At 71.2% G+C, this 19,295-nt stretch carries 18 protein-coding genes; 15 read left to right on the forward strand and 3 right to left on the reverse strand.

Annotated elements, in window-relative coordinates:
- Positions 1-18: 18 nt before the first annotated feature.
- The 15 genes from OG798_RS27830 to OG798_RS27900 all read left to right on the forward strand — a co-directional run bounded on the left by OG798_RS27830 (position 19) and on the right by OG798_RS27900 (position 16,244).
- Positions 19-978 (forward strand): NAD-dependent epimerase/dehydratase family protein, encoded by a 960-nt coding sequence (locus OG798_RS27830; protein WP_328757869.1) that lies wholly within the window; start codon positions 19-21, stop codon positions 976-978.
- 410 nt (positions 979-1,388) lie between these two features.
- Positions 1,389-3,164: an acetyl/propionyl/methylcrotonyl-CoA carboxylase subunit alpha gene (locus OG798_RS27835; RefSeq protein ID WP_267062337.1), complete on the forward strand. Its 1,776-nt coding sequence runs from the start codon at positions 1,389-1,391 to the stop codon at positions 3,162-3,164.
- 185 nt (positions 3,165-3,349) lie between these two features.
- Complete coding sequence (locus OG798_RS27840; RefSeq protein ID WP_054237209.1) at positions 3,350-3,679, forward strand: TcmI family type II polyketide cyclase; 330 nt, start codon at positions 3,350-3,352, stop codon at positions 3,677-3,679.
- Positions 3,676-4,947 (forward strand): beta-ketoacyl-[acyl-carrier-protein] synthase family protein, encoded by a 1,272-nt coding sequence (locus OG798_RS27845; RefSeq protein WP_054237210.1) that lies wholly within the window; start codon positions 3,676-3,678, stop codon positions 4,945-4,947. Before OG798_RS27840 ends, OG798_RS27845 begins: the two co-directional genes overlap by 4 nt.
- Complete coding sequence (locus OG798_RS27850; protein ID WP_095853661.1) at positions 4,944-6,158, forward strand: ketosynthase chain-length factor; 1,215 nt, start codon at positions 4,944-4,946, stop codon at positions 6,156-6,158. Before OG798_RS27845 ends, OG798_RS27850 begins: the two co-directional genes overlap by 4 nt.
- Before the next feature lie 73 nt (positions 6,159-6,231).
- Complete coding sequence (locus OG798_RS27855) at positions 6,232-6,507, forward strand: acyl carrier protein (RefSeq protein WP_054237212.1); 276 nt, start codon at positions 6,232-6,234, stop codon at positions 6,505-6,507.
- A gap of 125 nt (positions 6,508-6,632) precedes the next feature.
- The gene (gene fabG / locus OG798_RS27860) at positions 6,633-7,418 is read left to right on the forward strand and encodes a 3-oxoacyl-ACP reductase FabG (protein WP_060898869.1); all 786 of its coding nucleotides are present in this window, start codon (positions 6,633-6,635) and stop codon (positions 7,416-7,418) included.
- 50 nt (positions 7,419-7,468) lie between these two features.
- Positions 7,469-8,404: an aromatase/cyclase gene (locus OG798_RS27865; RefSeq protein ID WP_267062338.1), complete on the forward strand. Its 936-nt coding sequence runs from the start codon at positions 7,469-7,471 to the stop codon at positions 8,402-8,404.
- Between the two features lie 2 nt (positions 8,405-8,406).
- Positions 8,407-9,927: an FAD-dependent monooxygenase gene (locus OG798_RS27870; protein WP_121415591.1), complete on the forward strand. Its 1,521-nt coding sequence runs from the start codon at positions 8,407-8,409 to the stop codon at positions 9,925-9,927.
- Between the two features lie 209 nt (positions 9,928-10,136).
- Entirely contained in the window at positions 10,137-11,600 is a 1,464-nt protein-coding gene (locus OG798_RS27875) for an FAD-dependent monooxygenase (protein WP_443054199.1), read from the forward strand.
- Positions 11,601-11,736: 136 nt separating this feature from the next.
- Entirely contained in the window at positions 11,737-12,636 is a 900-nt protein-coding gene (locus OG798_RS27880) for an alpha/beta hydrolase (protein ID WP_177324387.1), read from the forward strand.
- A gap of 4 nt (positions 12,637-12,640) precedes the next feature.
- Entirely contained in the window at positions 12,641-14,005 is a 1,365-nt protein-coding gene (locus OG798_RS27885) for an MFS transporter (RefSeq protein WP_328757871.1), read from the forward strand.
- Positions 13,989-14,303 carry an acyl carrier protein gene (locus tag OG798_RS27890; protein WP_095853656.1) on the forward strand — a complete coding sequence of 105 codons (315 nt, stop codon included), beginning with the start codon at positions 13,989-13,991 and terminating at the stop codon, positions 14,301-14,303. Before OG798_RS27885 ends, OG798_RS27890 begins: the two co-directional genes overlap by 17 nt.
- 55 nt (positions 14,304-14,358) lie before the next feature.
- Positions 14,359-15,927: an acyl-CoA carboxylase subunit beta gene (locus tag OG798_RS27895; RefSeq protein WP_067384835.1), complete on the forward strand. Its 1,569-nt coding sequence runs from the start codon at positions 14,359-14,361 to the stop codon at positions 15,925-15,927.
- Between the two features lie 14 nt (positions 15,928-15,941).
- A complete protein-coding gene (locus OG798_RS27900) occupies positions 15,942-16,244 on the forward strand; it encodes an acyl-CoA carboxylase subunit epsilon (protein WP_097225348.1) in 303 nt (100 codons plus the stop codon).
- Between the two features lie 156 nt (positions 16,245-16,400).
- Here OG798_RS27900 and OG798_RS27905 read toward each other — a convergent pair whose 3' ends face one another.
- From OG798_RS27905 to OG798_RS27915, 3 genes are all read right to left on the reverse strand, one after another.
- Positions 16,401-17,207, reverse strand: a complete 807-nt coding sequence (locus tag OG798_RS27905; protein ID WP_129592043.1) for a 4'-phosphopantetheinyl transferase family protein — start codon at positions 17,205-17,207, stop codon at positions 16,401-16,403.
- On the reverse strand, positions 17,204-18,157 hold the full coding sequence (locus OG798_RS27910) for an aromatase/cyclase (RefSeq protein ID WP_121415589.1): 954 nt from the start codon (positions 18,155-18,157) through the stop codon (positions 17,204-17,206). Before OG798_RS27910 ends, OG798_RS27905 begins: the two co-directional genes overlap by 4 nt.
- A 304-nt stretch (positions 18,158-18,461) precedes the next feature.
- On the reverse strand, positions 18,462-19,157 hold the full coding sequence (locus tag OG798_RS27915) for an antibiotic biosynthesis monooxygenase family protein (RefSeq protein ID WP_067384753.1): 696 nt from the start codon (positions 19,155-19,157) through the stop codon (positions 18,462-18,464).
- Between the last annotated feature and the right edge of the window lie 138 nt (positions 19,158-19,295).

Consider the following 19,295-nt stretch of genomic DNA (forward strand, 5'->3'; position numbering starts at 1 on the left):
TCCCGAGGAGACAGACCCGTGCCCACCATCCTGATCACCGGCGCCGCCGGCTTCGTCGGCGGACACGTCATCCGTGAAGCGGCCCGGTACCGGGCCGACTTGAGGCTCATGTCCCATCGCAGTCCCCTGCTCGGCTCCGGTCCCCCGACCCAGGAGGGTCCTGCGGGCCATGACGGTGCTCGCGTCGTTCGGGCCGATCTGACCGACCCCGCGTCCTTGCGCGGGGTGTGCGACGGCGTCGACGTCCTGATCCACTGCGCCTCGCGGATCGGCGGCGGCGTCGAGGCCAACGAGGCCGTCAACGCCCGTGGCACGGCGGCGCTCGTCGAGGAAGCGCGCCGCGCGGGGGTTGCGCGCATCGTCCAGCTGAGCACCGCGTCCGTCTACGGCCGTGGCACCTTCCGCGGCGCCCGGCCCGAAGAACTGCGCCGCAACCCGGGCTCGCCCACGTCGCGCACCCGGGCCGCGGCCGAGGACACCGTTCTCGCGGCCGGCGGTGTCGTCCTGCGCCCGCACCTGGTGTACGGGGAGGGCGACAGGTGGGTGGTGCCCGGCCTGACCCGGATGCTGCGCGTGCTGCCCGGCACGGTGGAGGGCTGGCCCGCCCGGAGCTCCGTGATCGCCGTACCCGAACTGGCCGCGCTGCTGGTGGCCAGCGCGCTCGCTCCCGCCGCCGACCTGACCGCCTCCATCTACCACGCCACCCACCCGGAGCCCCTCCCCGTGGACACTCTTCTGCGGGCGGTCGCCGAGTGCACCGGGGCCGACCGGCCTGACCGGGAACTGACCGTCGACCGAGCCCGGGCGGTCCTGGCCGAGAACGGCGTACCTCCGTCCGGACTCGACATGTTCACCACCGACCACGTCTTCGACAGCACCCCGCTCTGGTCCGACCTGCGTCGCGCACCCGGCGCCGGTTTCGACACCGATTTCCCCCTCGCGGCGCCCTGGTACCGCAAGGCCCTGCGGGACGGTTGACCGGGGACGAGCCCGGGAGCTCGACCGGCCACGTGGTTGATCTGCCACGTGGTCGACCGTCCCGCGAAACCCCGCGGGACGTTGTGAAGCGCCTCCCGAACCCCTCCCGAACGCCGCTCCGGAACGCCGTCCCGGAACCCTCCCGAACGCCGTCCCGGAACGCCTCCGAACGCCCCCCGATCGTCCCTAGAAATTCTCTGCGGAATGGCGCATTCCTTTTCTTTCCGGACCCGGTGGATCCGTCCGCCGGGTCCGGCTATTTGACGGAGGTCTGACCTTCCTCTTTCCTCTTCCGGTAAGTACTGCCCCGGGTCTGCGGATTCTGACCCAGTTCTGCAACGGACCGTATTGAAGGGGAAGTGCGCACTCGAACAGTCTTGTGGCTCCGAGCGGAGTCTGGGAGGTTCATCGTGCGCAAGGTGCTCATCGCCAACCGTGGCGAAATCGCTGTCCGCGTGGCCCGGGCGTGCCGGGATGCCGGGATCGCGAGCGTTGCCGTGTATGCGGAACCAGACAGGGACGCGTCGCATGTCCGGGCGGCGGACGAGGCGTTCGCTTTGGGCGGTGACACCCCCGCCACCAGCTACCTGGACATCGCCAAGGTCCTCCAGGCCGCCAAGGACTCCGGCGCGGACGCCATCCACCCGGGCTACGGCTTCCTGTCGGAGAACGCCGAGTTCGCCCAGGCGGTCCTGGACGCCGGCCTGACCTGGATCGGCCCGCCTCCGCAGGCCATCCGCGACCTCGGCGACAAGGTCGCCGCCCGCCACATCGCCCAGCGCGCCGGCGCCCCCCTCGTCGCGGGCACCCCCGACCCGGTGAACGGCGCCGACGAGGTCGTCGCCTTCGCCAAGGAGCACGGGCTGCCGATCGCGATCAAGGCCGCCTTCGGCGGCGGCGGACGCGGCCTGAAGGTCGCCCGCACCCTCGAAGAGGTCCCCGAGCTCTACGACTCCGCCGTGCGTGAGGCGGTCGCCGCGTTCGGCCGCGGCGAGTGCTTCGTCGAGCGCTACCTCGACAAGCCCCGCCACGTCGAGACCCAGTGCCTGGCCGACACCCACGGCAACGTCGTCGTCGTCTCCACCCGCGACTGCTCCCTCCAGCGCCGCCACCAGAAACTGGTGGAAGAGGCCCCCGCGCCGTTCCTGTCGGACGCCCAGGTGGCGGAGCTGTACTCCTCCTCCAAGGCGATCCTCAAGGAGGCCGGTTACGTCGGCGCCGGCACCGTGGAGTTCCTCGTCGGCATGGACGGCACGATCTCCTTCCTCGAGGTCAACACCCGCCTCCAGGTCGAGCACCCCGTCACCGAGGAAGTCGCCGGCATCGACCTCGTCCGCGAGATGTTCCGCATCGCCGACGGCGAGGAACTCGGCTACGGCGACCCCGCCCTGCGCGGCCACTCCTTCGAGTTCCGCATCAACGGCGAAGACCCCGGCCGGGGTTTCCTCCCGGCCCCCGGCACGGTCTCCACCTTCGCGCCGCCCTCCGGCCCCGGCGTCCGCCTGGACGCGGGTGTGCAGTGCGGCAGCGTGATCGGTCCGGCCTGGGACTCCCTGCTCGCCAAGCTGATCGTCACCGGCGCCACCCGCGAGCAGGCGCTCCAGCGCGCCGCCCGCGCCCTCGAGGAGTTCGAGATCGGCGGGATGGCCACCGCGCTTCCTTTCCACCGCGCGGTCGTCAAGGATCCGGCCTTCGCCCCCGAACTGACCGGCTCCGCCGACCCGTTCACGGTCCACACCCGCTGGATCGAGACCGAGTTCGCCAATGACATCCCGGCCTTCACCCACCCCGCCGAGGTGGCGGAGGCGGAGGGCGAGCCGGGCCGCGAGTCCGTCGTCGTCGAGGTCGGCGGCAAGCGCCTCGAGGTCTCGCTGCCGTCCTCGCTGGGCATGTCCCTGGCCCGCACCGGCCTCGCGGCCGGCGCCAAGCCCAAGCGCCGCGCGGCGAGGAGGTCGGGCCCGGTCGCCTCCGGTGACACGCTCGCCTCGCCCATGCAGGGCACGATCGTCAAGGTCGCGGTCGAGGAGGGCCAGGAGGTCAAGGAGGGCGACCTCGTCGTCGTCCTGGAGGCCATGAAGATGGAACAGCCCCTCAACGCCCACCGCTCGGGGATCGTCAAGAGCCTCACCGCCGAAGTGGGCGCGTCCGTCGCCGCGGGCGCCGCCATGTGCGAAATCACCAGCTGAATTCCCCGGCAGTCCCCAGTATTCCCTGGCGGTCTCCAGTATTCCCCGGCATTTTCCAGCGCAATTCTGAACCGGTCTGACAATTCCCTGACACGGGGAATATTGAAACCGCTCGTACCGCCCAAGATACTGAATATGAGCTTTCGTCAACTGTTGTGTGGTGGGCCCCGAGGAGAGGGAAACGTATGTACAGCACGCTGATTGTGGCTCGGATGGATCCCGGGTCGAGCGTCGACGTCGCGAAGATTTTCGGTGATTTCGACGACACGGAAATGCCGCACCGCATGGGCACGCGCCGGCGCCAGCTCTTCCAGTACCGGGGTCTGTACTTCCACCTCCAGGACTTCGACGCGGACAACGGCGGCGAGCTGATCCAGCACGCCCGGCACGACCCCCGCTTCATACAGATCAGCGAGGACCTGAAGCCGTTCATCGAGGCGTACGACCCGGCCACCTGGCGCTCCCCGGCCGACGCGATGGCCACACGCTTCTACAACTGGGAGGCGTCCGCGTGACCGGCCGACGAGTTGTCATCACCGGTATCGAGGTGCTCGCCCCCGGTGGTGTCGGGGCGAAGAACTTCTGGAACCTGCTGAGCGAGGGCCGTACGGCCACCCGCCGCATCACGTTCTTCGACCCCAGCCCGTTCCGTTCCCGGGTCGCCGCCGAGATCGACTTCGATCCCGCGGAGCACGGGCTGCGCCCGCAGGAGATACGCCGGATGGACCGCGCCGCGCAGTTCGCGGTGGTCGCGGCCCGTGGTGCGGTCGCCGACAGCGGTATCGACATCGACGCCTACGACCCGTACCGGGTCGGCGTCACCATCGGCAGCGCGGTCGGCGCGACCATGGGTCTGGACGAGGAGTACAACGTCGTCAGCGACGGCGGCCGGCTCCACCTGGTCGACCACGCCTACACGGCCCCGCACCTGTACAACTACCTGGTCCCCAGCTCCTTCGCGGCCGAGGTCGCGTGGGCCGTGGGCGCGCAGGGCCCCAACACGGTGGTCTCCACGGGCTGTACGTCCGGCATCGACTCGGTCGGGCACGCCGTGGAGCTGCTCCGCGAGGGCTCGGCGGACGTCATGATCACGGGTTCGTCCGACGCCCCGATCTCGCCGATCACGATGGCGTGCTTCGACGCGATCAAGGCGACGACGCCCCGGGACGACGTACCCGAGCGTGCCTCGCGCCCCTTCGACGGGACCCGCAACGGGTTCGTCCTCGGGGAGGGTGCCGCCGTGTTCGTCCTGGAGGAGCTGGAGAGCGCCAAGCGGCGCGGCGCACACATCTACGCCGAGATCGCGGGCTATGCGACGCGCTCGAACGCGTACCACATGACGGGTCTGCGTCCGGACGGGGCGGAGATGGCCGAGGCCATCACGGTCGCGCTCGACGAGGCCAGGATGAACGCGACCGAGATCGACTACATCAACGCGCACGGCTCGGGCACCAAGCAGAACGACCGCCACGAGACCGAGGCGTTCAAGCGGAGCCTGGGCGACCACGCCTACCGGACCCCGGTCAGCTCGATCAAGTCGATGGTCGGGCACTCGCTCGGCGCGATCGGCTCCATCGAGATCGCCGCGTCCGCGCTGGCGATGGAGAACCACGTCGTGCCGCCCACGGCCAACCTCACCACCCCCGACCCCAAGTGCGACCTCGACTACGTGCCGCTGGTCGCCCGTGAGCAGCTCACCGACGCGGTGCTCACGGTCGGCAGCGGCTTCGGGGGATTCCAGAGCGCCATGGTGCTGGCGCGTCCCGAGAGGAGCGTGGCATGACCACCACGGTGGTAGTGACCGGTCTGGGCATCGCCGCCCCCAACGGACTGGGCACACAGGACTACTGGGCCGCCACCCGGACCGGCAAGAACGGCATCGGGCGGGTCACCCGCTTCGACCCGTCCTCCTACCCCTCGACCCTCGCGGGCGAGGTGCCCGGCTTCGTCGCCGCGGACGTGCTGCCGAGCCGGCTGCTGCCGCAGACCGACCACATGACCCGGATGGCGCTGGTCGCCGCCGAGTGGGCGCTCGCGGACGCGGGCATCGACCCCAAGGAACTGCCCGAGTACGACATGGGCGTCGTCACGGCCAGTTCCTCGGGCGGCTTCGAGTTCGGACAGGGCGAGCTGGAGAAGCTGTGGAGCCAGGGCAGCCAGTACGTGTCCGCGTACCAGTCCTTCGCCTGGTTCTACGCCGTCAACAGCGGCCAGATATCCATCCGCAACGGGCTCAAGGGCCCCAGCGGCGTCATCGTCAGTGACGAGGCCGGCGGTCTCGACGCGGTGGCGCACGGCCGGCGGCTCATCCGCAAGGGCACCCCGATGATCGTCTCCGGGGGCGTCGACGCGTCGATCTGCCCCTGGGGCTGGGTGGCGCAGATGGCCGGCGACCGGCTGAGCACCAGCGACGAGCCGACCCGTGCCTACCTGCCCTTCGACGCCGACGCGGCCGGTTACGTACCGGGCGAGGGCGGCGCCATCCTGATCATGGAGTCGGTCGAGTCGGCGTGCGAGCGCGGCGCCAAGATCTACGGCGAGATCGCGGGCTACGGCTCGACGTTCGACCCGCGGCCCGGCAGCGACCGCGAGCCCGCCCTGCGCAAGGCGATCGAACTCGCCCTCGCCGACGCGGGCACCGCCCCCGAGGACGTCGACGTGGTCTTCGCGGACGCGGCGGGCGTGCCGGAGCTGGACCGTGTCGAGGCCGACGCGATCTCGGCGGTCTTCGGGGTCCGGGGTGTCCCGGTCACCGCGCCCAAGACGATGACGGGCCGGCTGTACTCCGGCGCGGCCCCGCTCGACGTCGCCACCGCGCTGCTGGCCATCGAGGAGGGCCTCATCCCTCCGACGGTCCACATCAACCCCGACGAGGAGTACGGCCTCGACCTGGTCCTCAACCAGTCGCGCACCGCCCAGGTGCGCACCGCCCTGGTCCTGGCCCGCGGTTACGGCGGCTTCAACTCGGCCGTCGTGGTCCGCGCCGTCGACTGACCGGCACCCCCTGCCCCCCACACCCCCAAGACCCCCGACTGAACGATCCATTTCGACCTGGGAAGGAACCCACGTGTCCACTTCGGAATTCACCCTGGACGACCTGCGCCGCATCCTCCAGGAGGGCGCCGGTGTCGACGAGGGCGTCGACCTCGACGGCGACATCCTCGACGAGCCGTTCGAAGTCCTCGGCTACGAGTCGCTGGCGCTCCTGGAGACCGGCAGCCGTATCGAGCGCGAGTACGGGATCGTCCTCGACGAGGACCTGCTGACCGACGCCGACACCCCGCGCGCCCTCATCGAGGCCGTGAACCAGCAGTTCGGCGCCGACGAGCCCGCCGCCGCCTGACGCCCGACGGCGTTCCCGGACCGGGCGAAACCTTTCACCTGACCTCGTGACCTCGTCCGGTCCGGCTCCGCCGCAGCCCCGCAGAAGCAAGCGCCATCCCGCAGAACAAGAGGGAGAGGAAGCACATGTCAACGCTGGAAAAGCGGGTCGCTCTCATATCGGGGGCCACCAGCGGCATCGGCCTCGCGTCCGCGCGGGCGCTGGCCGCGGCCGGCCACCGTGTGTTCATCGGCGCCCGCAGCGCGGACAACGTCGCCGAGACCGTCAAGATCCTCCAGGAGGAGGGCATCGACGCCGACGGCACGGTCCTCGACGTCCGCGACCCCGCCTCGGTCGGCGCCTTCGTGCAGGCCGCGGTCGACCGCTTCGGCACCGTCGACGTCCTGGTCAACAACGCCGGCCGGTCCGGTGGCGGCGTCACCGCCGACATCGAGGACGAGCTGTGGACCGATGTCATCGACACCAACCTCAACAGCGTGTTCCGGCTGACGCGGGAGGTGCTCAACACCGGCGGCATGCGCCACAAGAGCCGTGGCCGCATCATCAACATCGCCTCCACGGCCGGCAAGCAGGGCGTGGTCCTGGGAGCCCCCTACTCCGCCTCGAAGCACGGCGTGGTCGGTTTCACCAAGGCCCTCGGCAATGAGCTGGCCCCCACCGGCATCACCGTGAACGCCGTCTGCCCGGGCTATGTCGAGACGCCGATGGCCCAGCGCGTGCGCGCCGGATACGCGGCCGCCTACGACACCTCCGAGGACGCCATCCTCGAGAAGTTCCAGGCCAAGATCCCGCTCGGCCGCTACTCCACCCCCGAGGAGGTCGCCGGCATGGTCGCCTACCTCGCCTCCGACACGGCCGCCTCGGTCACCGCTCAGGCCATCAACGTCTGCGGCGGACTCGGCAACTTCTGAGCACCCCCACCGACCGGCAGCCCGTACCCAGCCATGGAGAAGAAAGCGTCATGACGACCCGTGAGGTAGAGCACGAGATCACGATCGCCGCGCCCGCACCGGCCGTGTACCGGCTGCTGGCGGAGGTCACCAACTGGCCCCGGATCTTCCCGCCCACCATCCACGTGGACCGCGTGGAGCACGACGGCTCCCAGGAGCGGATACGGATCTGGGCCACCGCCAACGGCGAGGCCAAGAACTGGACCTCGCGCCGCGAACTGGACCCCGAGGCCCTGCGCATCACCTTCCGCCAGGAGGTGACCGCCCCGCCGGTCGCCGCGATGGGCGGCACCTGGATCATCGAGCCGCTCGGCGAGAACGCCTCCCGGGTACGGCTGCTGCACGACTACCGCGCCGTCGACGACGACCCGCACGACCTCCTGTGGATCGACCAGGCCGTCGACAAGAACAGCCGTTCCGAGCTGGCCGCGCTGAAGAAGAACGTCGAGTTCGCGCACGCGGCGGAGGAGGTGACCTTCTCCTTCGAGGACACCGTCTACGTCGACGGTTCGGCGAAGGACGTGTACGCCTTCATCAACGAGGCGAACCTGTGGTCGGAGCGTCTGCCGCACGTGGCGACGGTCCGTCTGGAAGAGGACACCGTGGGACTCCAGACCCTGGAGATGGACACCCGGGCCAAGGACGGCTCCGTCCACACCACCAAGTCCTACCGGGTGACCTTCCCCCACCAGCGCATCGCGTACAAGCAGGTCACCCTGCCCGCGCTGATGACCCTCCACACCGGCCACTGGACCTTCCAGGACACCGACCAGGGCGTCGCGGCCACCTCCCAGCACACCGTCACCCTCAACACGGACAACATCGAGAGCATCCTCGGCTGCGGGGCCACCGTCGCCGACGCCCGCGAGTACGTCCACACGGCCCTGTCCACCAACAGCCGAGCCACCCTCACCCACGCCAAGGCCTTCGCAGAGAACAGGCGTTGACGATGACGACGGACCATCAGGACACCGACACGGCCATCCTGGACACCGACGTCCTCGTGGTCGGAGCGGGCCCCGCCGGGCTGATGCTCGCCACCGAGCTGAGGCTGGGCGGCGCCGAGGTGGTCGTCGTCGACCAGCGCCCCGGCCCGACCACCGAATCCCGGGCCTCCACCCTGCACGCCCGCACGATGGAGATCCTCGACTCCCGCGGGCTGCTGAACGAGCTCGGTACGCCGCCGTGCGAGCCGCGCGGTCACTTCGGCGGCGTACCGCTGGACCTGACGCTGCCCAGCTCGCACCCCGGGCAGTGGAAGGTCGCGCAGACCCGCACCGAGGAGCTGCTGCAGCGGCGGGCCGCCGAGCTGGGCGCCGATCTCCGGCGCCGGCACCAGCTGCTGTCCCTCACGGCGGAGGACGGGGTGGAGGCCGAGGCCATCGGTCCCTACGGTCCCGTCCGCATCCGGGCCCGCTACCTGGTCGGCTGCGACGGCGAGGACAGCACCGTACGGCGCCTGGTCCGGGCCCCCTTCCCGGGCCGGGACGCCGCACGCGAACTGCTGCGCGCCGACGTCTGCGGCGTCGAGGTCGCCGACCGGCGCTTCCAGCGCCTGGAGCACGGGCTCGCCATCGCCGCCACCCGCGAGGGGGTGACCCGGGTGATGGTCCACGAGTTCGGGCGCCCCGCCGCCGAACGCGGCGGCGCCGAGCCGGACTTCGCGGAGGTCACCGACGTCTGGAAGCGCGTCACCGGCGAGGACATCAGCCAGGGCACCCCGCTGTGGGTCAACGCCTTCGGCGACGCCAACCGGCAGCTCGCCCACTACCGGCACGGTCGCGTCCTGTTCGCCGGGGACGCGGCGCACCGGCAGATGCCGAGCGGCGGACAGGCCCTCAACCTGGGCGTCCAGGACGCCTTCAACCTCGGCTGGAAGCTCGCCGCCGTCGTCGGCGGCAGCGCGGGCGAGGACCTCCTCGACACCTACCACTCCGAGCGCCACACCGTGGGCCGCCAGGTCCTCGCGAACATCCGGGCCCAGGTCGAGCTGCTGCTCGGCGGCCCGGAGGTCGAACCCGCCCGCGCCCTGCTCACCGAACTCGTCGCCCTGGACGGCGTACGGCAGCATCTCGCCGGGATGATCAGCGGCCTCGGCATCCGGTACGACGTCGAGGGCCCCGAGATCCACTCCGCCGCACACCCGCTGCTCGGGCGGCGGTTGCCGGACGTGTGGCTGGAGCCCGCGGAGGGCGGCGCGCGGCGCCGTACGACCGAACTGTTGCGCACCGGTCGCGGGTTGCTGCTGTCCCTGGACGGGGACGGCGCCCCGGCGCTGCGCGCGACGGCGGCTCCCTGGTCGGACCGGGTCGCCTTCGTCGCCGACCGCCCCGTGGCCGGCGGCCCGCTGTCGGCCGGGCAGACCCTGCTGGTCCGCCCCGACGGCTATGTGGCCTGGGCCGGTTCCGGTGCGGCCGGTCTGGCGCGGGCGCTGACCCGCTGGTTCGGCACCGCGGCCGCCGACGACTGAGTACGACCAAGGACGGCGTACGACCGCACGGCCCGTCACGGACAAGCCCAGGCGCACGCACAGCCACAGGCAAAGGCACGGCACGGCAGGGCACGGACAAGCTCACGCACACGCACGGACCAGCACACGCACAGCTGAGGCACCGCACGTCACCCACCGATGCGACGCGCGCCCGGGCGCGCGAGGAGAGGACACCCATGGACGCGCAGATGGACGCGGACGTCATCGTCGTCGGCGCCGGCCCGGCCGGGCTGATGCTGGCCGGGGAACTGCGGCTGGGCGGGGTGAGCGTCATCGTCGCCGAGCGGCTGGCGCGGCCCACCGGACAGTCGCGCGGGCTCGGGTTCACCGCCCGCGCCATGGAGTCCTTCGACCAGCGCGGTCTCGTCCCGCGCTTCGGCGGGCTGGAGAAGAGCCCGATGGGCCACTTCGGCGGGGTGCAGTTCGACTACACCGTGCTGGAGGACGCCCACTTCGGGGCCCGCGGCGTCCCCCAGTCCCAGACGGAGGCGGTTCTGGAGGAGTGGGCGGGCGAGCTCGGCGCGGACATCCGGCGGGGCTGGGAGTTCCTGGCGCTGGAGCAGGACGGGACCGGGGTCACCGTCACCGTGGCCGCGCCCGACGGCGAGCGCACGCTGCGCGCCGCGTACCTGGTGGGCGCCGACGGCGGGCACAGCCCGGTGCGCAAGGCCGCGGGCTTCGACTTCCCCGGTACGCCCGCCACCCGCGGCATGTATCTCGCGGATGTCGTCGGCTGCGAGATCCCGCCGCGCTTCCTGGGCGAGCGGCTGCCCGGCGGCATGGTGATGGCCGCGCCGCTGAAGGAGGGCGTGGACCGGATCATCGTGTGTGAGCACGGCACCCCGCCGGCCGACCGCAGTGAGACCCCGGAGTTCGCCGAAGTGGCGGCGGCCTGGGAGCGGTTGACGGGTGAGGACATCTCCGGCGGCGGCGCGGACTGGGTCAGCTCCTTCACGGATGCCACCCGCCAGGTCACCGAGTACCGGCGCGGGCGGGTGCTGCTCGTCGGCGACGCCGCGCACATCCATCTGCCGGCCGGCGGCCAGGGACTGAGCACCGGTGTCCAGGACGCGGTCAACCTCGGCTGGAAGCTCGCGGCGACCGTCCAGGGCCGGGCTCCCGAGGGACTGCTCGACACCTACCACGACGAGCGTCACGCGGTCGGCGCGCGGCTGCTGATGAACACCAAGGCACAGGGCACGGTCTTCCTCGGCGGCCCCGAGTCCCAGCCGCTGCGTGATCTGTTCGCCGAGCTCATCGGCCTCGATTCGGTCAAGCGGCACCTCGCCGGGGTGGTCAGCCACCTCGACGTCCGCTACGACCTCGGAGGCGCCGGGGACTCGCTGGTCGGGCGCAGGTTGCCGCCGCGGGCGCTGAACACCGCCGCCGGCGAGGTCCGTACGCCCGAACTCCTCCACGCCGCCCAGGGCGTGCTGCTCGACCTCGCCGACGACTCCGTACTGCGCGAGGCGGCTGCCCGCTGGAAGGACCGCGTCACCGTCGTCACCGGCACCCCGCAGGACCCGGCCGCGTTCGGCGGCGCCGCCGCGGTGCTGGTCCGCCCCGACGGCTATGTGGCCTGGGCGGACACCGGTTCGGCGGAGCTGTGCGCGACGCTGCGCCGCTGGTTCGGCGCACCCGAAGCCCGCTGAGAGCCACCACCGGCAACCGCTCCGCACGAGAGCACCCACACGAAAGCACGAACACGCAAGCACGAACACGAGAGGAAGTACCCCAGTGAGCGTTCCCACGGTCGAGACCATCCCCTCGTCCGTACCCGGTCCGGCCATGCCCTCGATGTCCCCGGGTGTGCGCCCCGTCGCCCTGGCGGCCGGTGACGTCACGCTCTCCGCGCTGATCGCCCAACCCTCCGGGCCGCCGCGGGCCACGGTCGTCGCGGTGCACGGGGGAGGAATGAGCGCCGGGTACTTCGACGGGCAGGCCCACCCCGACGTCTCCCTGCTCGCCCTCGGCGCCCGGCTCGGCTACACCATGGTCGCCGTCGACCGGCCCGGCTACGGGCTGTCCGCCGCGGACGCCCCGAGCGGTCAGACCCTGGCCGAGCAGTCAGCGGCGCTGCACGCGGCACTGCGGCACCTGGCCGGCCGCGCCGAGACGGGCGCCGGGGTGTTCCTGCTCGCGCACTCCTTCGGCGGCAAGCTCGCCCTGACGTACGCCGCCTGCCAGGCCGGCGATCCGGATCCGGCCGTACCGCCGCTGCTCGGGCTCGACATCTCCGGGCTCGGCCGGGACTACGCGGTCGACCACCCGGAGGGCGGCCCCGACCCGCACCAGCACCGGCACTGGAAGCGGAACTGGGGTGCCCTGCGCTTCTACCCGCCGAACACCTTCCGCGAGGCCGAGGGCCTGGTCGCCCCGATGCCCCCGCGCGAGCAGGCCGAGGCACTCCAGTGGCCGCGGCGGTTCCCGGTCGCGGCGGCGGCCGTGCAGGTCCCGGTGCGGCTGACGTTCGCCGAGCAGGAACTGTGGTGGCACCACGACGAGGACACCGTCGCCGACCTCGCCGCGCACTTCGCCTCGGCGCCGTCCGCAGCCGTCGACCGTCAGCCCGGTGCCGGGCACAACATCAGCCTCGGCTGGGCCGCCCGCACCTACCACCTGCGCGCGTTCGCGTTCTTCGAGGAATGCCTCGCGCGCCGGTCCGCGGGCGCGTCCGTGACGCCCTGATGCCATGACGACCACACGGCCCGGCGCCAGGGACACGACGAAGAGGGCGAGGCGGGGAAGGAGGGGCAGGTCGGCCGCGGGCGTCGGCAGCCGTCGTACGCCCTTCCGGTCTCTGTCCGTGCGCAACTTCCGGCTCTTCGCGGCCGGCCAGGTCGTCTCGGTCGCGGGCACCTGGATGATGGTCACCGCCCAGGACTGGCTGGTGCTCTCCCTGACGGGGGACTCCGGCACGGCCCTGGGCACCGTGACCGCGCTCCAGTTCACCCCACTGCTGCTGTTCACGCTGTACGGCGGCCGGCTCGCCGACCGCCACGACAAGCGGCTGCTGCTCACCCTCGCCAACCTGGTCTCCGGCGCCCTCGCGCTGGCACTCTCCGTACTCGTCCTGGCCGGCTCCGCCCAGCTGTGGCAGCTGTATCTGTTCGCGCTGGGCCTCGGCACCGTCAACGCGGTCGAGGTGCCCACCCGGATGGCGTTCGTCAGCGAGATGGTCGGCCCCGAACTGCTGCCCAACGCCTCGGCGCTCAGCGCCGCCTACTTCAACACCGCCCGCGTGGTGGGTCCCGCCCTCGCCGGACTGCTGATCAGCGCGGTCGGCGCGGGGACGGCCATGCTGATCAACGCGGTCAGCTATCTCGCCACCGTGACCGGGCTGCGGCTGATGCGCCCGGGGGAACTCCTGCGCACGGCCCCGCCGGAGCGCGGGGTCAAGGTGGTCGACGGGCTGCGGTACGTGCGCGGGCACCCTGACCTGTTCGTGCCGCTGGCGCTGGTCGCCGTGGTCGGCCTGTTCGGCTTCAACTTCCAGCTCACCCTGCCGCTGCTCGCCAAGACCGTCTTCCACTCGGGCGCGACCGCGTTCGGGCTGCTGACCACGGCGTTCGCCGCCGGTTCGCTGCTCGGCGCGTTCGCCTCCACCGTGCGCAGCGCCCGCCCGGCCGCCCTGACCGTCACCGCCTCCGCACTCGCCTTCGGGCTCCTCGAGACGGCGGCAGGCTGGTCGCCCACCTACGCGTGGGCGGCCCTGCTGCTGTTTCTGACCGGCTTCGCCACCCTCTACTTCGCCCAAGCCGCCAACCACCGCATCCAGTTGGGCAGCGACGCCGCCTATCGCGGCCGGGTGATGGCGCTCTACACGCTCATCCTGCAAGGACTCACCCCACTCGGCGCCCTCCTCGTGGGCTGGCTCACCGTCCGTCACGGTGCGCGCTCCGGCCTGTACGTGGGAGGGCTCGCCTCGTCGGCGGCGGCGCTCGCGGTGCTGCTCGCGGGGCGCACACGTCGATTCCTTCCCAGCCATCGGCCGGAACCGGCACTCCTCGGGCCCGGCCCTCTCCCTGAAAGGCAGCCCCATGAGTCCCCTGAGTGACGACACCCCGTGCAGTTGGCTCGACCGGCTCCCGGACCCGGTCCAGCTGCGCGCCATGCCCCCCGACGCACGAGCCCGCACCATCGGCCACTGCCTGCGCCTCGAACTGCACGACCTGCTCGCGGTCCCGCCGGGGCACCGGCTCTCGCCCGGTCTGCCGTTGCGCGGCCAGGGCCTGGACCCGCTCGACGCCCTGCACCTGGGGCGCCGGATCCGGCGCGCCCTCGACGCCGAGGTGCCCGCCGAGGTGCTGCGGGAGAGCACCGTCGGCGAACTGACCGCGTTGCTCGCCCGCTGACCGAACCGTCGTTCCTCTTGATCCACTTTGATCCACTTGAATGGGAGATCCGTACATGGAGCCCGCGATACCCATCGAACTGGGCGGCCGGCTGATGGAGCTGGCCGAACGCAAGGACATCGCCCGTGCCGGGCAGGACCCGAAGGCGACCGAACGACAGCACGCCAAGGGCAAGCTGACCGCTCACGAGCGCATCGAACTACTGCTGGACAAGGGCAGCTTCCAGGAGGTCGAACCGCTGCGCCGGCACCGTGCGACCGGCTTCGGCCTGGAGGCCAAGAAGCCCTACGGCGACGGTGTGATCACCGGCTGGGGCACGGTCGAGGGCCGTACGGTCTTCGTCTACGCCCATGACTTCCGTGTCTTCGGCGGCGCGCTGGGCGAGGCCCACGCCTGCAAGATCCACAAAATCATGGACATGGCCATCGCCGCCGGGGCGCCGCTGGTGTCGCTCAACGACGGTGCGGGCGCCCGCATCCAGGAGGGTGTCTCCGCGCTCGCCGGGTACGGCGGCATCTTCCAGCGCAACACCCGGGCCTCCGGTGTCATCCCGCAGATCAGCGTGATGCTCGGCCCGTGCGCGGGTGGCGCGGCGTACTCGCCCGCCCTGACCGACTTCATCTTCGCCGTCCGGGACATCTCGCAGATGTTCATCACCGGGCCCGACGTGGTCCGCGCGGTCACCGGCGAGGAGATCAGCCAGAACGGGCTCGGCGGGGCCGATGTGCACGGCGCTGTCTCGGGAGTGGCGCACTTCGTCCACGACGACGAGGAGAGCTGCCTCGCCGAGGTGCGCTATCTGCTGTCGCTGCTGCCGTCCAACAACCGCGAGCTGCCGCCCCGGCACGTCAGCGGCGACCCGGGCGACCGGTCCGGGGACGTGCTGCTCGACCTGGTGCCGCACGACGGCAACCGTTCGTACGACATGCGCGGGGTCGTCGAGGAACTCGTCGACGACGGCGACTACGTGGAGGTGCACGCGGGCTGGGCGCCGAACATCGTCTGCGCCCTGGCCCGGATCGACGGTCACACCGTCGGCATCGTCGCCAACCAGCCGGCCGCCATGGCGGGTGTCCTGGACATCAAGGCGAGCGAGAAGGCCGCGCGGTTCGTGCAGTTCTGCGACTCCTTCAACATCCCGCTGGTCACGCTGGTCGACGTGCCCGGCTTCCTGCCCGGCGTGGACCAGGAGCACGAGGGCATCATCCGGCGCGGCGCCAAGCTGCTGTACGCGTACTGCAACGCGACCGTGCCGCGGGTCTCCGTGGTGCTGCGCAAGGCGTACGGCGGCGCGTACATCGTGATGGACTCCCGCTCCATAGGCGCCGACATCGCGCTGGCCTGGCCGACCAACGAGATCGCGGTCATGGGTGCCGAGGGGGCCGCCAACGTGGTCTTCCGGCGGGAGATCGCGGCCGCGGACGACCCCGACGCGATGCGTCAAGAGAAAATCGACCAGTACAAGGAGGAGCTGGTCCACCCTTACTACGCCGCCGAACGCGGGCTGGTCGACGACGTCATCGACCCGCGCGAGACCCGGGCGGTCCTGGCCCGTTCGCTCGCCATGCTCGCGGCCAAGCACGCCGAGCTGCCGCGCCGCAAGCACGGCAACCCGCCCCAGTGAGCAGGGAGGAAACCATGAGCATCCAGCGCCCCGCCCTTGTCCCCGTTCCCGATCCCGTTCCCGCCCCCGATCCCGTATCCGAACCGGCGGCCGGTCCCGTCTGCGAACCCGCGGCCGGTCCGCTTTTCCGGATCGAGCGCGGCTGCCCCTCCCCGGAGGAGCTGGCCGCGCTGACCGCGGTACTGATGGCCGTCACCGCGGGCCCCGGCGTCGCACCCGACGACACGGCCCGCAAGCACCAGGTCGTCGCCCTGTGGCGCCGCCCCGAACGCGTCACCGGCTTCGACGGCCCCCGCACCTGGCGAGCGGCGGCCTGAGCCGGGCCCTTCGGGGGAAGAAACAGGCCGAAGGGGCCGGAGAGTTCACAGGAACTCTCCGGCCCCTTGGCCGTGCCCCCTCAGGGGCGTGGGGAACCGCGCGACCAGCCCAGGACAACCCGCACCCTGAGGCCGACCCGCAGTCCCCCCATCTCCTCAGCGCTCCAGATCCCCGTGCTGAGCGGGATCCCGGAGCATCGACCGCAGCCCCGGTTCCATCTCCACAAGACGCTCCACCGCATCCGGGGCGTACAGATAGGCGGTGGGCACGGCGCGAAGGGCGACGGGCCGATCCCCCGCCCCGGCCAGCGCCACCGCCGCGATGTGGGTGGAACACAGGGGCAGGTTGCCCACCACCCAGCCCGTCGGCCGCTCGGCCAGTCCCGCCTCACCGAGGTAGTCGAGGTCGGCCCCCCGGGTCAGCCCGGTGCCCAGCCCCTTCAGATACGCCTCCTTCCGTGTCCACAGGCGGCCGAAGGCCATGGTCCGTTCGTGCTCGGGAATCTTCTCGAGCTCCTCACGCTCGGCCGGATGCAGCGCCGGCAGACACGCCTCGGCGGTCTGGGGCGACGGCAGCCGTTGGACGTCGGCGCCCACCCGCGACTCCGCCACCACCACGATCGCCAGGCCGTGGCTGTGCGAGAGCGAGAACTGGGGGGCGCCGCCGGGCACGCCGAGCACCACGGGCCGGCCGTGGCGTTCACCGTTGCCGTTGTACCGCTCGCCGGCGAGGTTGAGCCGGCTCGGTTCGATGCCGGTGTAACCGGCGAGGACCCGGCGCAGTCCCACGTGCGCCGCGGCGTACATCTGGCGGTCGTCGGGGCGACGGTAGGAGTCGGCCCGACCTCTCTCGTACGCGTCGAGCTCGTCGTACGGGACGTCACGCGGCGAGTCGGGCGGCGGCAGCAGCCACACGTCCAACTCCCCTCGCGCTACGGCGAGCCGGCGCACCGTCGGGGTCAACGGCGGCCCTCCGCGTGAGCCTTGGCATGGTTCAGGGTGGCCAGGCTGTTGGTGGACAGGGCGGTGTGGACGTACTCGCGCGCGTCGGCGACGGTGGCGGTGTCACCGAGGATGCGGGCGATGTTGTCCGTGTTGAGACTGACGGTGTGCTGGGAGGTGGCCGCGACGCCCTGGTCGGTGTCCTGGAAGGTCCAGTGGCCGGTGTGGAGGGTCATCAGCGCGGGCAGGGTGACCTGCTTGTACGCGATGCGCTGGTGGGGGAAGGTCACCCGGTAGGACTTGGTGGTGTGGACGGAGCCGTCCTTGGCCCGGGTGTCCATCTCCAGGGTCTGGAGTCCCACGGTGTCCTCTTCCAGACGGACCGTCGCCACGTGCGGCAGACGCTCCGACCACAGGTTCGCCTCGTTGATGAAGGCGAACAGGTCCTTGGCGGACCCGTCGACGTAGACGGTGTCCTCGAACGAGAACGTCAACTCGGCTTCGGCGTATTCGCGTTCCGCGTTCTCCTTCAGCGCCGCGAGTTCCGCGACGGCACTCCGGTCGATCTCGGCGCCGATCCGGTCCAGGGCCCCGGCGTCGTCGTCGGCGGCCCGGAACTCGTGCAGCAGCCGTACCCGGGAGGCGTTCTCCCCGAGCGGTTCGACGAGCCAGGCGCCGCCGAGGCCGGCGACGGGGGACGCGGTGACCAGGTGCTGGAAGTTGACCCGCAGCGTGGCGGGTTCGACGATCCGGCGCAGCGGACGGCAGCGCGGTTCGCCCGCCGCGGTCGGTGCGGTCTCCCAGATCGTCAGCCGTTCCTCGCCCTCGGGAGCCTCCTCGTGCTCGACGTGGATGACCGAGGGGAAGATCCGTGGCCAGTTCCCGACCTCGGCGATCAGCCGGTGGACGGTGTCCGCCGGGACCGCGATGTTGATCTCGTGCGCGACTTGGCGCATGCCCGGGTGTTCCATGCGTGCTGTCTCCTCGTCCTGGTGTGGCGCGCGGGGGCGGGACGGGAACGGGAACGTGACGGACAGAAAAGCCGCTGCCGGGTGGGGGATTCCCGGCAGCGGCCAGCCAGTGGGGATGGGAACGCGCCCGTGCGTCCGCGTCCGTGCGCGATCTGTCATACGTGCTTCGGTTGTGCGTGGGTCTGCCGTGCGGGCGGGGCTGCCATGTCTTCAGAGCTGCCGTGCGGGTGTTTCACGTGAAACAACGTGCAGACCCGGTGGCGGGCCGGCCGCCGCCCGACCGGTCGGCCCGCCACCGGGTGGCTCACTCGCCCGCGGCGCGGGTGTGGACGACCTGGTAGGTGTTCTCGTCCTGCCAGGTCTGGAGCGCGGCGACGCGGGCGTCGACCTTCTGGCGCTCCGGGGAGCGCTCACCCTGCGGCACGGAGCGGAAGGCGTCGTACGCCTCCTTGCTGTCCCACTGGGAGTAGACGACGACGAACTTGCCCTCGATGCCGCGGGCACGCAGGCCGCGCAGCACCGTGTGGGTGCGGTAGCCGGGGACGTCGACCAGCCACGTCTGGGACTCGCCCAGGGCGTCGATCAGGTCCTCCTGGTTCTCCGGCAGAACGCCGAACAGCTCGATGGCCGTGTAGTCGTCGCGGGACGGGGAGATCTCGGTGACGCCGCCCAGCTCCGGCTTCTGCTGCGTGAAGGCGATCTCGTTCTGGAGCAGACGGATCGAGGTGGTGATCTCACCGAAGAGCGGGAGGGTGCGGTGCTTGAACTCCTCACCGGCGTAACGGCTCTCCAGGTCCTCGGTGCTGCGCCACTGGATGAAGTTGGCCGTTCCCGGCTTGTCCTGCCCGGCGTGGACCGTGCTGGATATCCAGCCCTCGTAGGCCGCCGTGTCGACGATCTGGCGCATCGCGGCGAGCAGCTTGACCTGCTTCTCGGCGGCGTCGGTCGAGAACAGGTTGAGAACGGTCAGGTGCTGACCATCGGCTGCGATCTTCGGCATTCTCTCGTCTCTTCCGTTCGAGGAAATGGGAGTGCGAATGGAGGTGCGAATGAAGGTGCGGGTGGAGCTACGAATGGAGCTACGAATGCAGCATGGCAAGAAGATCTGCCCATGTGAAAGGGTCGGCACTTCAGGATT

The sequence above is a fragment of the Streptomyces sp. NBC_00271 genome (assembly GCF_036178845.1).
Taxonomy (GTDB): domain Bacteria; phylum Actinomycetota; class Actinomycetes; order Streptomycetales; family Streptomycetaceae; genus Streptomyces.

What these genes read in the sequence shown, in the direction of transcription:
- OG798_RS27840 (WP_054237209.1), top strand. Translation starts at nt 3,350, where the DNA reads ATGTACAGCACGCTGATTGTGGCTCGGATGGATCCCGGGTCGAGCGTC.
- OG798_RS27850 (WP_095853661.1), top strand. Translation starts at nt 4,944, where the DNA reads ATGACCACCACGGTGGTAGTGACCGGTCTGGGCATCGCCGCCCCCAAC.
- fabG (WP_060898869.1), top strand. Translation starts at nt 6,633, where the DNA reads ATGTCAACGCTGGAAAAGCGGGTCGCTCTCATATCGGGGGCCACCAGC.
- OG798_RS27865 (WP_267062338.1), top strand. Translation starts at nt 7,469, where the DNA reads ATGACGACCCGTGAGGTAGAGCACGAGATCACGATCGCCGCGCCCGCA.
- OG798_RS27870 (WP_121415591.1), top strand. Translation starts at nt 8,407, where the DNA reads ATGACGACGGACCATCAGGACACCGACACGGCCATCCTGGACACCGAC.
- OG798_RS27875 (WP_443054199.1), top strand. Translation starts at nt 10,137, where the DNA reads ATGGACGCGGACGTCATCGTCGTCGGCGCCGGCCCGGCCGGGCTGATG.
- OG798_RS27880 (WP_177324387.1), top strand. Translation starts at nt 11,737, where the DNA reads ATGCCCTCGATGTCCCCGGGTGTGCGCCCCGTCGCCCTGGCGGCCGGT.
- OG798_RS27885 (WP_328757871.1), top strand. Translation starts at nt 12,641, where the DNA reads ATGACGACCACACGGCCCGGCGCCAGGGACACGACGAAGAGGGCGAGG.
- OG798_RS27890 (WP_095853656.1), top strand. Translation starts at nt 13,989, where the DNA reads ATGAGTCCCCTGAGTGACGACACCCCGTGCAGTTGGCTCGACCGGCTC.
- OG798_RS27895 (WP_067384835.1), top strand. Translation starts at nt 14,359, where the DNA reads ATGGAGCCCGCGATACCCATCGAACTGGGCGGCCGGCTGATGGAGCTG.
- OG798_RS27900 (WP_097225348.1), top strand. Translation starts at nt 15,942, where the DNA reads ATGAGCATCCAGCGCCCCGCCCTTGTCCCCGTTCCCGATCCCGTTCCC.
- OG798_RS27910 (WP_121415589.1), bottom strand. Translation starts at nt 18,157, where the DNA reads ATGGAACACCCGGGCATGCGCCAAGTCGCGCACGAGATCAACATCGCG.
- OG798_RS27915 (WP_067384753.1), bottom strand. Translation starts at nt 19,157, where the DNA reads ATGCCGAAGATCGCAGCCGATGGTCAGCACCTGACCGTTCTCAACCTG.